Source organism: Sphingomonas sp. Leaf5 (assembly GCF_001421155.1).
Taxonomy (GTDB): Bacteria; Pseudomonadota; Alphaproteobacteria; order Sphingomonadales; family Sphingomonadaceae; genus Sphingomonas.
This window is the reverse complement of sequence record NZ_LMJZ01000002.1, coordinates 36,237-51,224: the sequence shown is the minus strand read 5'-3', so window position 1 is coordinate 51,224 and position 14,988 is coordinate 36,237. Positions and strand designations below refer to the sequence as shown.

The window sequence follows — 14,988 nt, the reverse complement described above, 5'->3', positions numbered from 1 at the left end:
CTAGGCGGGATCGAGATTCGGTTCGCTGGGCGCAGGAATAGCGCTTCATCCCCTCTCGTCACTCCCGCGCAGGCGGGAGTCCATATCCGCCAGCGTCGCGGATCGAGCCAAACCGTCGGCGTGTATGGATTCCCACCTGCGCGGGAATGACGAAATTCCGTAGGTATTGCTGAATGTCGATCGGTCCGAGCTTGCGAAGGACAACGTCCGCACGTTGAGGCCGTTGGGCCCACCCCCTACCGCAGCGTCCATTCCCAGACCCCGGCATCGGCGGGAACCCGCAACCGCAGATAGCGGACGCGGGCGGGGTGGTGCAGGTCGATCGGCGATCCGGTCGCGGCATGGGCCGTTGCCAGCTTTTGCCAGACACGACCGTCGCGCGATCCTTCCACCGACAGGGCGTAATGATGGGTGGGGAAGCGCATTCGCACGGCGCTGCCGCGCACCGGACGGATCGCGCCCAGATCGGCGGTCAGCAGCGGCGCTGCCCCTGCCGCCGGAGTCCACCACGTCGCATAATTATCGTCCGCCGCCCGCGCCGGTCCGTGCAGCGCGTCGCTGCCCTGTCCGCTCGCCCGCCAGCGCAAGCCGGGGTCGCGATGCGCCGTGAAGCCGTTCACCGCGCCGCCATGGCTCGGCACCACCTTGGCGATACTGCCATCGGGCCGGATCGTCAGCAGATCGACCGCGACCTGTCGCAGCACCGCGTCGCCCGGCGGCGGAAAGGGCAGGCCCTGCCGGTGATACAGGATATAGGGCTGGCCGCCCGAGCGGAACACCGCGTGATGGCCGGGGCTGATGACCGATCGCGCGGCATCGGTCGACAGGATCGGACTGTCCGGTCCCTCACGAAACGGTCCGAACGGCGTGTCGCCGATCGCATAGCGGACCTTGTAGGTGTCGGTCGTCGTCTTGCCGTCGCTATAGGTCAGCAGATAGTGCTTGCCCTGCCGGACCATGAACGGCCCTTCGAAATAATGGGCCGGGGTGACGTCGCGGGGCGTCCCGTCGAACGTCACCATATCGGGTTTCAGCTTCACGACGAAGCAATGGCCGTTGGTCCAGTTCCAGCCCGATCCCCAATAAAGATAGGCCTGCCCGTCATCGTCGATGAACGCTTCGGCATCGATCATGTGATAGTCGGGGGCGAACGCCTTGGCGATCAGCGGCTTGCCGCCATTGGCATCGGCCCATGGCCCGGCGGGGGAAGCGGCGCTGCCGACCCACACCTCGCTGCCGACCGAGACATACATGTACCAGCGGCCATTGGCGGCCTTCACCACCGATGGTGCCCAGACCTTCGAATCGCCCGAGCTGGGGCTGGTCGCCGCCGCCTTGGTCGGCCAGTTGGGCAGCGAGAAGCGCCAGTCGCGGCCATTGTCCGACGTCCATAGCCCCAGCCGGTCGTCGCCCCATGGATCGATCGTGGCAAAGATATACCAGCGAGCGCCGTCACGGACGATCGACGGATCGGCGAAATAGCCCGGCAGCAGCGGATTGGCCGCGCCGGGACTGTCCCAGCGCGGCGCGGGCGCGGCGGCGGCGACCAGCAGCCCCGCCACTAGCACCGCCGCGACGCTCCCGCCCCGCATCACTGCGCCTCGGTCGCGCGGGCCGGGCGCGCCTTGTCCGGCGTCGTCCCTTCGCCGCCGAACGGTTCGAGGCGGAAGGCGATGCGCGTCGGCACCAGCTTCGTGCGATATTCCATGTGCGGCTGGCCGACATGGCTCCACGTCGTGTCGCCACCCACGCCCCATTGCGCGGCATCGATGTTCAGCGTGACATGATCGTGCGGCACGATATCGCTCGACTTCCACGTACCCGGCGTGCGGCGATCGAGGTCGGTGTAGGGGAAGGCCAGCGCCTGCATCATCAGCGGCGTGTCGCCGACCACGCGGACGCCGCGTCCGGTACCGCTCAACTCCATCCAGCGGACATCGACCTTGTTGCCGGTATCCTGCGGCCGCATATAGTCATGGTTCTGGTCGGCGATGGCACCGCGCCACAGGCCGATCGCCGCGCTGGTCTTGCGATCGACATAGCTTTCGTGCGGGCCGCGGCCATACCATTCGACCGTCTTCAGCGAGGTCGGCAGCGTATAGGCCATGCCGATGCGGATCGGCGCGGTCAGATCGCTCTTCAGCGGCACGAAGTCGCCGACCACCGCCACCGAACCGTCGCCGGCCATGGTGTAGGTCGTGACGAACGACGCCGCGCCCGCGCCCATTTCATAATCGACGCGGACATTGGCCGTTCCGTCCGGCCCACGCTGCGCCGTCACCGACCGCACCTGCCGATTGTCGGCGACCGGTTCCCATGCGGAAGTATCGGCAAGGTTGCCGTTGGCGAGGTCGTTGTCGGTCGGCGCGCGATGGAAATTGGGCGCGCCGCCCTGCACCAGCGTCGTCCCGCCGCTGCGATACCCCTCCAGCAACCCGGTCTTGCGATCGATCGACAGCGACGCACCGTTCGCCGACAGGCGGACCGCATCGGCACTGTCGGCGATCGTCACCGTGCCCTTGCGCACCGCTACCGGCGCGACCGTCTTGCCGAGCGCGAACTGTTCCCAGCCAACGACATAGTTGGCGGGGACCATCGGCACCGCACCCTGCTTCGCCCGCGCGCGCACCGTCACGAAATATTCCGCGCCGGGTTTGCGCGGCACCGACGTCAGCGGCACCGTCACCGCCTCGGTCCCGTGCGCGACGGTGGTGAGCGGCGGCAACGCCCCGGTCGCGACGGCCACCCCGTCCTCCTCGACCACCCAGTCGAACGCGAAGCCCGACAGGTCGCGGAAATCGTGGCGGTTGCGGACGGTCAGCCGGCCGGTTGCGGGATCGAACCCTTCGAACTGGATCGGCGACAGGACCTTCTGCACCTCATAGAGTTGCGGATTGGGGGTGCGATCGGGCTGGTTCAGCCCGTCGCCGAACTCGATATCGCCGCCCGGATTGGGGCCGTACTCGCCGCCATCGCCCCAATAGCGTTTGCCGTCCTTGTTCGCGCGGTACATCGACTGGTCGACCCAATCCCAGATGAAGCCACCCTGCAACTTGTCGGGATAGCGGTAAATGGTGTCCCAATATTCTTTGAAATTGCCGCCCGAATTGCCCTGCATATGGGCATATTCGCACTGGATCATCGGCTGCTTGCGGCTCGGGTCCTTCGCCCAGTCGACCATCTTCTCGACGTCGTCGTACATCGGTGCATAGATATCGACATAGGGGTTGGGCTGGTGATCCCAGTCGAGCGTGCCCCAGCCGAGATAGGAGACCAGCCGGGCCCCGTCGCGCTTGCGGATCGCGGCGGCGGCCTTTTCGAAATTGGGCCCGATGCCGGCTTCGTTGCCGAGCGACCAGAAGATCACCGAGGGGTGATTCTTGTCACGCTCGACCATGTTCATCACCCGGCTGACATGCGCGCCCTCCCATGCCGGATCGAAGCCGATCTGGAGTTTGGGGCGCAGTTCGGGATGCTTGTTCGCGTAATCCATATACGCGTGGCTCTCGATATTGGCCTCGTCCATCACGTACATGCCCATCTCGTCGGCCAGCGCGTACCAGCGCGGGTCGTTGGGATAGTGCGAGGTACGGATCGCGTTGAAGTTGTTGCGCTTCATCAACTCCATGTCGCGACGCATCGATTCGTCGGAAATGACGTGAAACGTCACCGGATCATGTTCGTGGCGGTTGATGCCGCGGATCACGATCGGGCGGCCGTTGACGCTGACCTTGCCGTTCAGCATCCGCACGTCGCGGAACCCGATCCGCTGCGGCGTCGACTGGATCACCCGGCCCTGCGCATCGACCAGTTCGACCAGCAGCGTGTAGAGGTTGGGCGTCTCCGCACTCCACTGCCGCACGCCGGGCACGTCGGCGCTGATCGTGACGCTGCGCGCATCACCCCGCCCGCCGACCGCCGCCTCGCGCGACAGGACCTCGTTTGTGCCGTCGAGCAGGACGATCCGCGCCTTGGCCGGGGCCGCGCCCTTCACCGCGACGTCGACCGCCAGCCGCCCGTCGCGAAACGCCGGGTCCAGCCCGGCATGGACGAAGATATCGGCGATCCGCGTCTTGGGCACCGCCGCGACATAGACTTCGCGCTCGATCCCCGACACCCGCCAGAAATCCTGATCCTCCAGATACGACCCGTCGGACCAGCGGATGACCTGTACCGCCACCGTGTTGCGACCGGGCCGGACCATGCGCGTCACGTCGAATTCGGACGGCAGCTTGCTGTCCTCGGAATAGCCGGCTTCCTGCCCGTTGACCCACACCCGGTACGCCGATCCCGCCGCACCGATATGCAGGATCACGTCGTCGCCGCTCCACGTCGCGGGCACATCGAAGTCGCGGCGATAGGAACCCGTTTCGTTGGTGTCGTGGGGAACGAGCGGACGATTGGCCGGAAACGGATAGGTGATGTTGTTGTATTTGGGCTGGCCGTACCCCTGCGCCTGCCACATCGCCGGCACGGGAATCGTCTTCCACGCCGATACGTCATAGCCCGGGGCCTCGAACCCCTTGGGCGCGCCGTCGACCGACGGGCTGAAGTTGAAGCGCCAGTCGCCGTTGAGCGACAGGAAGCGGCTCGATCGGGTCCGGTCGCCGGCGAGCGCACCCTCGCGGGTTTCGAAGGCGAAGCCGGTCGCCCGCGCCGGCATCTTGCCCCGCGCATAGACCGCCGGATTTTCCCAATCGGGCCGCTTGGGATCGACCTGCACCGGATCGACCTTCGGCGCCTGCGCCACCGCCGGTACCGCCAATGCCATCAGGCCGACCCCGGCCAGCATCCTGCCAAAATTCACACGGCTCTCCCTAGATTAGTTTTGTCAGACAATATACGATCGGAGCGACGATGCAATCGCCGAAGTGCGGTTCGGGTCGGTTCGCCGGGGCGTACCGCGTGGCAAGGGAGGAACGAGAATGGCGGAACGGCGATGGGCGACGGGCATGGTGGCGGCGGCGTTGCTATGGGCCGCCCCGGTGATGCCTGCCATGGCACAAGCGGCACCACCACCTGCGGACCCTGCCAGAGTCGCGATCCCGCTGCGCGTCGCAACCGACCGGCCGGGCACGACCTTCGAAGGCTGGGGCACGGCGCTCGCATGGTTCGCGAACGTGACCGGCGGCTATCCGCCCGAAACGCGCGACCGGCTGGCCGACCTGTTCTACGGCTGCAACGGCCTCGGCTGGACGATCGCGCGCTACAATATCGGCGGGGGCAATGCCGCCGACACGCCGCCCTATCTGCGGACCGGCGCGGCGGTGCCGGGATTCTGGCGCAAGCCGGCGGGCGCGACCGGCAGCGACTGGTGGCGGGCCGACGATCCGGCGATGTGGGACTGGTCGGCCGATGCCGCTCAGCGCTGGTGGCTGGACGCGATCCGAGAGCGCGTCCGCCAGCCGATCTTCGAAGCCTTCTCCAACTCGCCGCCATGGTTCATGACCGTCAGCGGGCGCGTATCGGGCGCGACCAAGGGCACCGACGACAATCTGCGGCCCGGGGCCGAACCGCAGTTCGCGACCTATCTGGCGCGGGTGGTCGACGAGTTGCAGCGCCGCCACCGCATCGCCTTTCGCACGCTGTCGCCGGTCAACGAGCCGAACACCGATTACTGGTTCGCCGCCAATACGCAGGAAGGCGCGCATTGGAGCCCGGCGCGACAGGGCATGATGATCGATGCCGCCGACGCCGCGCTGAAGGCACGCGGGCTGAAGACGGTGATCGCCGCGCCCGACGAAACCAATTCGACGCTGTTCGTCGCCGATTGGGCCGGCTGGAACGCAGCAACGCGGGCGCGGGTCGGGCAGTTGAACGTCCACAGCTATGGCAATGTCCACCAGACCGCCGTCCGCGACATCGCACGTGCCGCCAATATCCGCCTGTGGATGAGCGAGCACGACATGAGCGCCGACAAAGACCTCGAGAATTTCGAGAGCATGACGACGCCGCTGGCCTTTGCCGAGCATCTGGTCGGCGATTTCCGGCGGCTGGAACCCGCCGCGTGGGTATTCTGGCAGGCGGTCGAGACGCTGAGCGGGCGCAACGGCAAGCCCGGATCGAATTGGGGTCTTATCAAGATGGACCTGACCGCGCCCGCCCCGGGTCCGCAGTCGATCCACATCACCCGCAAATATTGGACGATGGCCAATTTCAGCCGCTATGTCCGACCCGGATACCGGCTGATCCCGATCGACGATATCGACAGCATCGCCGCGCTGTCACCCGATCGCGCAACGCTGGTCGTGGTGCATGTGAATGCGGGGCCGGTCCGCCGCGACCTGTCGCTGGCCGGTACCGGCTATCACCTTGCCGAAACGGTAGTGACCGACGCGACGCACAATGCCGCGCCGGTCGCGGGGCGCACGATGGTCGCGCAGCCCCGATCGATCACGACCTTCGTCCTTCGCCGGTGATCGCCGGCGGCGGCGACGATCAGAACGGCACGTCGTCGTCGAGATCGTCGCCGAAGCCGCCGCCGAAATTACCGCCCTTGTTGCCGCCCGAATTGAAGCCGCCGCCGCTGCCGCCCCGCGATCCGCCACTCTGGCCACCGCCACCCGAGCCGCCGCCGAAATCGTCCCCGCCGCCGAAATCGCCGCCACCGCTGCGACCACCGCCGCCGCCGCCCTGCGCGCCACCGGGACCGTCGAGCATCGTCAGCACGCTATTGAAGCCCTGCAACACGATTTCGGTGCTGTATTTGTCCTGGCCGTTCTGGTCCTGCCACTTCCGGGTTTGCAGCTGGCCCTCGATATAGACCTTCGACCCCTTGCGCAGGAACCGTTCGGCGACGTTGGCGAGCCCTTCGTTGAAGATCGCGACCGAATGCCATTCGGTCTTTTCCTTCTTCTCGCCCGAATTGCGGTCCTTCCACGATTCCGACGTGGCAATGCGCAGGTTCACCACCTTGCCACCATTCTGGAACGAGCGCGACTCCGGGTCGCGGCCCAGATTGCCCACCAGAATTACCTTGTTCACGCTGCCAGCCATGGCAAAATTCCTCGTTCGAACCCTGATCGTCGCTGTTATGCGACTGCGGTCCTCAATGCCAGTGGATAGGTCAGTCGTCGCAGCTGAAGCGGAAGCGGTTGTCGAGCTCGACCGGCAGCACCAGCGTGCGCAGCCCCTGCACCCGCGACGCGACGCACAACGCATCGCGCGCACCGCCGCTGTTGGTGCGATAGGCCGATTTATACTCCGCCACGAACACCGGCTTGCCGGCGGTCAGGAACGGGGTCAGCCGGTCGCATTCGGCATATTCATGGCATTGTTCGTTGACCGCAAAGTCGAAGGCGGGGGCGAGCACCGCCACCTGATCGAGATCGTTCTTCAACCCGACCGCCAGCCCGCGCGCATGCGCTTGCGTGCCGAGAAACCGGTTATAGTCGAGCTGCTGGTCGGCGGTGATGCCCAGGCCGTTGCGATTGGCGTAACCGTCGACATTGTCCGGCTCGACCGCGTCGCAGCCCTTCGCCTTCGCCAGATCTAGGCGAAGCGCCATCACCCGACGGACATTGGTCGAGGTGACCGACAGCCACCGCTCCCCTGCCCAGCCGTCGAGCGTCGCACCGCGATCGGCAGCGGTGAATTCACCGTCGTCGCTGCGCCAGTTTTCGGACGATCCGGCGGAGAAATAACAGATGACCCGCCGCCCGGCGGCGTGGAGCGAGGCGATGGTCGCGGGCGGTGCGTCGAACAGGTCGATGTCATAGGCGTCGACGGCGTAGCGGGTGTCGATCGTCCCGCTCAACTGCCACTGCCACGTCGTCGCCGCGGTCGGTCGCCACCAGCCGGCGGTCGTGGTCGGGGCAGGCGTCGGTGTCGGCGAAGCTGCTGGTGTCGGCGTCGGGGTGGGGGCGACGACGGTCCCGCCCTCCGCCTCGCCGCTGCCGCCGCCACAGGCGGTCGCCGATAGCGCGAGCGCGAGCGCGAGCGCCCATGTCCTGCCCGTTCCCGTCCGATACCGCATAGTGCCCCTGTTCCGTCGCCACGCCCGCTACGCCGGACGAGCCATGGCGGCAAATGCGTTTCGGACTGGTCAATCGCGCGGCGCCACGGCAGATTTCGTCGCAGGAGGAGCAGCCATGGGCGACGTCATCAACCTTAACCGTTTCCGCAAGGCCCGCGCCAAGGCGGACCGGGCGCAGGAAGCCGATGCCAATCGCGCGAAATTCGGCCGGACCGCCGCCGACAAGGCACGCGACGACGCCGATGCCGCGCGGCGCAAGGCGTTGCTCGATGGGGCGAAGCTGGAGGAGTAGGGATCGAAGTAGGACGAAACGCCTATCCCAGCCCGAAGGCAACCGCCGTCCAATAGGTCGCACCCGCCGCGATATAGGCCAGCGCGAACAGATAGACGATCATCACCAGCGGCCATTTCCAGCCATTGGTCTCGCGCCGCGCCACCGCGATCGTAGACAGGCATTGCGGCGCGAACACGAACCAAGCGAGGAAGGCGAGGGCGGTGGCGAGACTCCATCGCCCGGCGAGGCGCCCGCCCAGCTCCTGCGCGCCCTGTTCCTCATCCGCCGCGTCGATCGCATAGACGGTCTGCAACGCCGACACCGCGACCTCGCGCGCCGCCATCGCCGGGATCACTGCCAGCGACATTTCGTGATTGAAGCCGATCGGCCGCAACACGACCTCCAGCCCCGATGCGATCCGGCCCGCGATCGAATATTCCGACTGCTTCACGCCCGCCGGCGCGACCGGATAGGAGGTCAGCAGCCACAGCGCGACGGTTACCTGCAAAATGATCGTGCCGGCGCGACGCAGGAAGACATAGGCGCGCTGCCACAGGCCGATCGCGATGTCGCGGATCGATGGCAGCTGATAGCGCGGCATTTCCATCAGAAATCCGCCACCCACGCCCTTGGTCGCGGTCCGGCGCAGTACGAACGCGGCGATCACCGCGCCGAAGATACCGGTCAGGTACAGCACCAGCAGCACCAGCCCCTGCAACCCCACGCCCGGCAGCACTGCCCGAGCCGGAATGAACGCGCCGATGACGACGGCATAGACCGGCAGGCGCGCCGAACAGGTCATCAGCGGCGCGATCAGGATCGTGGTGAGCCGTTCCTTGGGATCGTCGATCGATCGCGTCGCCATGATGCCGGGAATCGCACAGGCAAACGACGACAGCAGCGGGATGAAGGCCCGCCCCGACAAGCCGACGCCGCTCATCAACCGGTCCATCAGGAACGCGGCACGGACCATGTAACCCGATGCTTCGAGCAGCAGGATGAACACGAACAGGATCAGGATCTGCGGCAGGAACACCACGACCGATCCGACGCCGTTGATGACCCCTTCGACCAGCAGGCTGCGCAGGAAACCGGCGGGCAGGTTCGCCATGGCGGTATCAGCCAGCCAGCCCTGCCCCCCCTCGATCCAGCCGATCGGCGCTTCGGACCAGCTGAACACCGCCTGGAACATGATGAACAGGATGGCGAACAGCAGGATCGGGCCGGCGACCGGGTGCAGCGCGATGCGATCGACGCTGCGGGTGACGGCACGCGACCGGGGTTGTTCGACCACGGCGGTGCGTGCGATGCGGCGCGCCTCGCGCTGGAAATGGCGGATATCGGCCTCGACCCCGTCGATCGCCGCCGAACGGGGCGCGCGCGACAGCGCATCGGCCAGCGCCGCGCGCAATTCGTCGAGACCGCGTTTGCGCACCGCGACCGTCGCCACCACCGGCAGGTCGAGTTCGGCGGACAGCACGGCCAGATCGATCTTCAGCCCGTCGCGCGCCGCCATGTCGATCATGTTGAGCGCCAGCACCATCGGCCGCCCCAGCGACTTCAGCTGCAGGACGAAGCGCAGGTGATTGTCGAGATTCGTCGCATCGGCGACGACGATCATCGCATCGGGCACCCGCTCGCCCGCCTGCCGCCCGAGGACCACGTCGCGGGTGACCGCTTCGTCGGGGCTGGACGGATCGAGGCTGTAGGTGCCGGGCAGGTCGACCAGTTCGATCGGACGCCCGTCGTCTAGCGCGAGGCGACCCGAATGCCGTTCGACGGTCACGCCGGGGTAATTGCCGACCTTTTGCCGGGCACCGGTGAGCGCGTTGAACAGCGCGGTCTTGCCGGCATTGGGATTGCCGACAAGTGCTACCAGAGGTGCAGGGTTCACGTCGGGTCCGGTCGATCAGCCCGCCAGCGGCGCGACACGGATCGCGCCGGCGACATGCGCGCGCAACGCCACGGTCATCCGCCCGATCCGACAGGCCAACGGCCCACCGGCCAGCATCGCGCGGTGGAGCAGTTCGATATCGACGCCCTCGTCCAGCCCGAATTCGCGCAGGCGCCGTGCCTCGGTCAGCGACATCCGTTCCCATTCGATCGACGCGACCGTGGCCTGCTGGGTCCGCGGCAACTGGGCGAGGTTCAGATTGGGAGCGAGCATTGCGACTAATTAGCAATAAGCCCGCGCCAATGAAAGCGGATTCTTTGGGGGTTCAGACCGCGGGATAGCGCAATCGCCCGATGAAGCGCGACAGGCTCAACCGCCGTTCGGGATCGCGCGACGCCAGCATCCGCCCCTTGAACTTTTCGAAGCGCATGATGCCGTCGATCCGCCGCGCGAGGAACGCGCGGGTATCGGCATGGCCACCGCTTTCGTCGTCGAGGAACACGGTGATGGTCGCGGCATAGACCGCGCCGAGCATCGTCCGCTTGGTATAATGATTGTAATCGGTCGCGGTATCACCGGCCAGCCGCCACATCAGGTCGACCGTCCGCCAGCCGAGTCTGGCCGCCCGCGCGACATTCTGCGGCATGGCGAGGATCGCCAGCGCGCGGCGCAACGCCTCGCGCTCACCCGCAACCGCCGCCAGCCGCGCCTCGACCAACGCGGTGATGCGCTCGCGGATCTTCATCGCGGACAGGCGATCGGCGGGCAGCGCCTCGATCATCCGCCGGTCGATCTCGCCGAACCACGCATCGATCATGTCGACCGCGCCGCCTGCGAAGGCCAGCCGCGCGACATCGCCATCGGCACCGAAGGTCTGTGCCGCCGCCGCCACCGCCTTGTCGTTCCAGCCGTCGAACGCGGCATTGGCAGCGACCAGCGGCGCAAGCGCCGCGCGCAGTTCGTCGAGCGTCAGGTCGGCAGGTGCCAGCGGGGCCATCGCATCCTCCATCATCCGCCTTAGCTAGGATGTGGCGGCGCAAACGGCAACGGCGGAACCGGCGCATCGTCCGGGCGCTGTGGCGGGGACCGACTGCAGCAAAAGGAATGCATCATGGCCGACACGCGGAACGCCACCCTCTATCGCATGGTCCTGCCCGACCACACCTGTCCGTTCGGCGTCCATGCCAAGCAGCTGCTGCAATCCGCCGGCTATACCGTCGACGACCATATCCTGCGGTCGCGCGAAGAAGTCGACGCCTACAAGGCTGAACAGGGCGTCGACACCACCCCCCAAGTCTTCATTGATGGCGAGCGCATCGGCGGCAGCGACGATCTCGAACGCTTCCTCGCCGGGCATCGCGACGAATAGGGTATCGTCCGAAAGCGGTACGCGTTTTTCCTGCCTTCGCCGCATCGATCGGCCTATAGGCGCGGACGTTACCGCCATTTCGGGGATGTTCATGCCGTTTCGTTCGCTGGTCGCCCAGCCCGCCGACTCCTTGCTGCGCCTGATCGGTGCGTTCCGCGCCGATCCGCGCGCGCACAAGATCGATCTGGGTGTCGGCGTGTTTCGCGACGATCACGGCCATACCCCGGTGATGCAGGCAGTGAAGCAGGCCGAGATGCGCCTGATCGCGACGCAGGACAGCAAGGCGTATCTGGGACCGGAGGGCGACAAGGGCTTCGTCGCGCTGCTCGAACCGCTGGTGTTCGGCACTGCTCCCGCCGCCGATCGCCGCTGCGGGTTGCAGACGCCGGGCGGGACCGGTGCGCTTCGACTGGGCGCGGAACTGCTGGCCAAGGCGGGGGTGCGTCGCATCCTGATCGGGCAGCTGAGCTGGGCCAACCATGCGCCGGTCTTCGCCGCCGCCGGCATCGTCGTCGTTCCGCATGCCATGTTCGACGTGGACGCGCAGACCATCGACCTGCCCGCGATCCGCGCCGCGATCGGTCAGGCGGAGGCGGGCGACGCGATCCTGCTGCACGGTTGCTGTCACAATCCGACCGGCATCGATCCGACCGCCGACGATTGGCAGGTGATCGCCGCCGCCATCGCCGACAGCCGTATCGTGCCGTTCATCGACCTCGCCTATCAGGGGCTGGGCGACGACATGACCACCGACGCGGCAGGGACCCGCGCGGTGCTGGACGCGGTACCGTTCGCGCTGGTCGCCTATTCCTGCGACAAGAATTTCGGGCTGTACCGCGAACGCACCGGCGCGCTGTGGGCGACCGCACCCGACGCGGAGGCACGCGACATCGTCCTGTCGAACCTGCTGGCGCTGGCCCGCGCCAACTGGTCGATGCCGCCCGATCATGGTGCGGCGGCGGTGCGGATCGTGCTGGAGGACGAACATCTCGCCGCCGATTGGCGTCGCGAACTCGATGCGCTGCGCACCCGGTTGCAGGGGTTGCGCAGCGAACTGGCGGCGATCGGGCAAGCGGGTTCGGCCGATCTGGCCCCGCTGGCCCGCGGCAAGGGCATGTTCGCCACGCTGCCGCTGTCGCCGACCCAGATCGAATGGCTGCGCGCGACGCACGGCATCTACATGGCGGGATCGGGCCGGATCAACATCGCCGGCTTCGCGCCGGGCGACATCGCCCGCTTCGGCGAGGCGCTCGTCGATCTGGGCCGGGCGGGAGTTTAAGCGCGCGCCGCCGGCCGCTGCGCGCTGACCACGGCCAGCGCGACGGCGACCAGCACCGCGCCGACCGCATCGAGCATGGTCAGGCGCTCACCATACGCCGCCCAGCCGATCGTCGCGCCGACCAGCGGCTGGACCAGCAGCGCAAGGCCGACGACCAGCGGGCTGAGATGGCCCAGCGCATAGATCATCAGCCCCTGCCCCGCGATCTGGCTGACCAATGCCAGTGCCAGCAGCGGTCCCCATTGCGTCGGCAGGATCGTTTCCCCCAATGCCATCGCCAGCAACAGCAGCGGCAGGACGCTGGCGATGCTCGACAGCGCGAGCGCGGGCACGGGTGCCATCGTCCGGCGCACCCGCCGCATCGCGATGAAATACCCCGCATACAGGATGCCGGCGAGCACGCAGAACAGGTCGCCCGCCAGGTGGCGCGACGACAATTCGGCCGAGCGCCCCAGCAGCAATATGCCGCCGACCGCCGCCAGCAGCAGCGCGGCCCCCTGCCCCCGCGTCGGCCAGCGGCGGATCGCGAAAAAGCCGTAGATCGGGAAGATCAGCACCGCGCAATTGCCGAACAGCGTCGCATTGGCGAGCGTCGTGCGCAGGATACCGATATGCCATGCGCCCAGATCCACGGCAAAGGCGATGCCCGCGATCAGCAGCGGCACCAGCATCGACCCTGCCCGCCCGAACGCACGGCGATCGGTCCATAGCGCGGCGACCAGCAGCACCGGCAACGCCAGCGCGATCCGCCAGAATGCGGCCGCGACCGGTCCGGTATCGGCCAGCCGCACGAACCATGGTCCGAACGCCAGCGCGACGTTCGCGACGATGACCGCGGCCACTGCCCGACGGGGTGTTCTATGGGGCGGCATAATTTTTGTTTCAGGCGGTACCGGCTGCATGCCGCCCCCTACCGCCCTATCTCCGCATCGTCGCCTGAATTACAATATCCCGGAGTTTATTGCATGCCGACCCTGTTCGATCCGATCACGCTGGGCGATATCGAAGCGCCCAACCGGGTGCTGATGGCACCGCTGACCCGCGGTCGCGCGACGCGCGAACACGTCCCCACCGTGATCATGGCCGATTATTATGCGCAGCGTGCCTCGGCCGGCCTGCTGATTTCCGAAGGCACCGGGATCAGCCGCGAAGGGCTGGGCTGGCCGTTCGCGCCGGGGCTGTGGACCGACGAACAGGTCGAAGCGTGGAAGCCGGTCACCGCCGCCGTCCATGCCGCCGGCGGCCGGATCGTGACCCAGCTCTGGCATATGGGCCGGGTAGTGCATCCCGATTTTCTGGACGGGGCCGCGCCGCTGTCGGCGTCGGACACGACCGCGCCGGGACAGGCGCACACCTATGACGGCAAGAAGCCCTATGGAGCGGCACGCGCCGCGACGCTGGACGATATCGCTCGCGTGCTCGACGATTATTCGCGTGCCGCCCGCAATGCGAAGGCCGCCGGGTTCGACGGGGTGCAGTTGCACGCCGCCAATGGCTATCTGATCGACCAATTCCTGCGCGACGGGGCCAACACCCGTGACGACGCCTATGGCGGGTCGCCCGAAAACCGCATCCGGCTGCTCGGCGAGGTCGTCGACCGGCTGATTGCGGAAGTCGGTGCCGGGCGGACGTCAGTGCGCTTCTCGCCCAATGGCGATACGCAAGGGGTGATCGACAGCGATCCGGCATCGGTATTCGTGCCGGCCGCGAAACTGCTGTCGGACAAAGGCATCGCGTTCCTCGAACTGCGTGAACCCGGCCCCGACGGCACCTTCGGCAGCGCGACCCAGCCCCGCGTCTCGCCCGAGATCCGCAAGGTATTCGCCGGCCCGCTGGTGCTGAACCAGGATTATCGCGGCGACAATGCGCAGGCCGAACTCGACGCCGGCATCGCCGACGCCATCGCCTTCGGTCGGCCGTTCCTCGCCAATCCCGATCTGCCGCAGCGGTTGCAGGCCGGTGCCGAGCTCAATCCCGACAATATGGCGACGTGGTATTCGCGTGGAGCCGAAGGCTATACCGATTACCCGACGCTGGCGCGCGAAGCGGCGTGATCTAGCCGCCTGACCGAAGTTCGTACCTATCGTGATCGTCATCCGCGCTTGACCGGGGATCCCGCTGTTCTTCGTTTAGAACCAGCAAGAAGCGGGACCCCGGGTCAAGCCCGGGGAGACGAGGATGAAACGGCCTTCGGTTC

13 protein-coding genes are annotated in these 14,988 nt (G+C 67.1%); 5 read left to right on the top strand and 8 right to left on the bottom strand.

Going from position 1 to position 14,988, the window contains the following annotated elements; translation table 11 throughout:
* Window positions 1–236 precede the first annotated feature (236 nt).
* Together ASE50_RS03825 and ASE50_RS03820 are read right to left on the bottom strand one after the other, a co-directional pair.
* Complete coding sequence (locus tag ASE50_RS03825) at window positions 237–1,592, bottom strand: family 43 glycosylhydrolase (protein WP_056395821.1); 1,356 nt, start codon at window positions 1,590–1,592, stop codon at window positions 237–239.
* Window positions 1,592–4,792, bottom strand: coding sequence for a glycoside hydrolase family 2 TIM barrel-domain containing protein (locus tag ASE50_RS03820; RefSeq protein WP_056395817.1), 3,201 nt, complete (start codon window positions 4,790–4,792; stop codon window positions 1,592–1,594). Before ASE50_RS03820 ends, ASE50_RS03825 begins: the two co-directional genes overlap by 1 nt.
* A gap of 133 nt (window positions 4,793–4,925) precedes the next feature.
* On the opposite strand from ASE50_RS03820, the gene ASE50_RS03815 reads away from it, so the two are divergent.
* Window positions 4,926–6,419, top strand: a complete 1,494-nt coding sequence (locus ASE50_RS03815; protein ID WP_235512144.1) for a glycoside hydrolase — start codon at window positions 4,926–4,928, stop codon at window positions 6,417–6,419.
* 19 nt (window positions 6,420–6,438) lie between these two features.
* On the opposite strand, the gene ssb is transcribed toward ASE50_RS03815, so the two are convergent.
* Complete coding sequence (ssb, locus tag ASE50_RS03810; protein WP_056395815.1) at window positions 6,439–6,996, bottom strand: single-stranded DNA-binding protein; 558 nt, start codon at window positions 6,994–6,996, stop codon at window positions 6,439–6,441.
* Window positions 6,997–7,066: 70 nt separating this feature from the next.
* Window positions 7,067–7,975, bottom strand: a complete 909-nt coding sequence (locus ASE50_RS03805) for an endo alpha-1,4 polygalactosaminidase (RefSeq protein ID WP_056395811.1) — start codon at window positions 7,973–7,975, stop codon at window positions 7,067–7,069.
* A gap of 115 nt (window positions 7,976–8,090) precedes the next feature.
* On the opposite strand from ASE50_RS03805, the gene ASE50_RS18115 reads away from it, so the two are divergent.
* Window positions 8,091–8,267 (top strand): DUF4169 family protein, encoded by a 177-nt coding sequence (locus ASE50_RS18115; RefSeq protein WP_082438776.1) that lies wholly within the window; start codon window positions 8,091–8,093, stop codon window positions 8,265–8,267.
* Window positions 8,268–8,289: 22 nt separating this feature from the next.
* Here ASE50_RS18115 and feoB read toward each other — a convergent pair whose 3' ends face one another.
* The 3 genes from feoB to ASE50_RS03790 are packed head-to-tail and all read right to left on the bottom strand — an operon-like array spanning window position 8,290 to window position 11,140.
* The gene (gene feoB, locus ASE50_RS03800) at window positions 8,290–10,143 is read right to left on the bottom strand and encodes a ferrous iron transporter B (RefSeq protein ID WP_056395808.1); all 1,854 of its coding nucleotides are present in this window, start codon (window positions 10,141–10,143) and stop codon (window positions 8,290–8,292) included.
* A gap of 15 nt (window positions 10,144–10,158) precedes the next feature.
* Complete coding sequence (locus tag ASE50_RS03795; RefSeq protein WP_056395807.1) at window positions 10,159–10,416, bottom strand: FeoA family protein; 258 nt, start codon at window positions 10,414–10,416, stop codon at window positions 10,159–10,161.
* A 52-nt stretch (window positions 10,417–10,468) separates the two neighbouring features.
* On the bottom strand, window positions 10,469–11,140 hold the full coding sequence (locus ASE50_RS03790) for a COQ9 family protein (RefSeq protein ID WP_235512142.1): 672 nt from the start codon (window positions 11,138–11,140) through the stop codon (window positions 10,469–10,471).
* Window positions 11,141–11,254: 114 nt separating this feature from the next.
* Here ASE50_RS03790 and ASE50_RS03785 point away from each other — a divergent pair, with 114 nt between their 5' ends.
* Both ASE50_RS03785 and ASE50_RS03780 read left to right on the top strand, forming a co-directional pair.
* Window positions 11,255–11,512, top strand: coding sequence for a glutaredoxin domain-containing protein (locus tag ASE50_RS03785; RefSeq protein WP_056395802.1), 258 nt, complete (start codon window positions 11,255–11,257; stop codon window positions 11,510–11,512).
* 91 nt (window positions 11,513–11,603) lie between these two features.
* Window positions 11,604–12,791 carry an aromatic amino acid transaminase gene (locus ASE50_RS03780; RefSeq protein ID WP_056396054.1) on the top strand — a complete coding sequence of 396 codons (1,188 nt, stop codon included), beginning with the start codon at window positions 11,604–11,606 and terminating at the stop codon, window positions 12,789–12,791.
* On the opposite strand, the gene ASE50_RS03775 is transcribed toward ASE50_RS03780, so the two are convergent.
* Complete coding sequence (locus tag ASE50_RS03775) at window positions 12,788–13,633, bottom strand: DMT family transporter (RefSeq protein ID WP_321163360.1); 846 nt, start codon at window positions 13,631–13,633, stop codon at window positions 12,788–12,790. The genes ASE50_RS03780 and ASE50_RS03775 overlap by 4 nt on opposite strands.
* Window positions 13,634–13,756: 123 nt before the next feature.
* Between ASE50_RS03775 and ASE50_RS03770 the strand changes: the two genes are divergently transcribed.
* Window positions 13,757–14,845, top strand: a complete 1,089-nt coding sequence (locus tag ASE50_RS03770; protein WP_056395796.1) for an alkene reductase — start codon at window positions 13,757–13,759, stop codon at window positions 14,843–14,845.
* Window positions 14,846–14,988: the final 143 nt, after the last annotated feature.

Bases quoted from the DNA above. Each gene is read 5' to 3' on its own strand.
- ASE50_RS03825 (WP_056395821.1), bottom strand. From the start codon at position 1,592: ATGCGGGGCGGGAGCGTCGCGGCGGTGCTAGTGGCGGGGCTGCTGGTC.
- ASE50_RS03820 (WP_056395817.1), bottom strand. From the start codon at position 4,792: ATGCTGGCCGGGGTCGGCCTGATGGCATTGGCGGTACCGGCGGTGGCG.
- ASE50_RS03815 (WP_235512144.1), top strand. From the start codon at position 4,926: ATGGCGGAACGGCGATGGGCGACGGGCATGGTGGCGGCGGCGTTGCTA.
- ssb (WP_056395815.1), bottom strand. From the start codon at position 6,996: ATGGCTGGCAGCGTGAACAAGGTAATTCTGGTGGGCAATCTGGGCCGC.
- ASE50_RS03805 (WP_056395811.1), bottom strand. From the start codon at position 7,975: ATGCGGTATCGGACGGGAACGGGCAGGACATGGGCGCTCGCGCTCGCG.
- ASE50_RS18115 (WP_082438776.1), top strand. From the start codon at position 8,091: ATGGGCGACGTCATCAACCTTAACCGTTTCCGCAAGGCCCGCGCCAAG.
- ASE50_RS03795 (WP_056395807.1), bottom strand. From the start codon at position 10,416: ATGCTCGCTCCCAATCTGAACCTCGCCCAGTTGCCGCGGACCCAGCAG.
- ASE50_RS03790 (WP_235512142.1), bottom strand. From the start codon at position 11,140: ATGGCCCCGCTGGCACCTGCCGACCTGACGCTCGACGAACTGCGCGCG.
- ASE50_RS03785 (WP_056395802.1), top strand. From the start codon at position 11,255: ATGGCCGACACGCGGAACGCCACCCTCTATCGCATGGTCCTGCCCGAC.
- ASE50_RS03780 (WP_056396054.1), top strand. From the start codon at position 11,604: ATGCCGTTTCGTTCGCTGGTCGCCCAGCCCGCCGACTCCTTGCTGCGC.
- ASE50_RS03770 (WP_056395796.1), top strand. From the start codon at position 13,757: ATGCCGACCCTGTTCGATCCGATCACGCTGGGCGATATCGAAGCGCCC.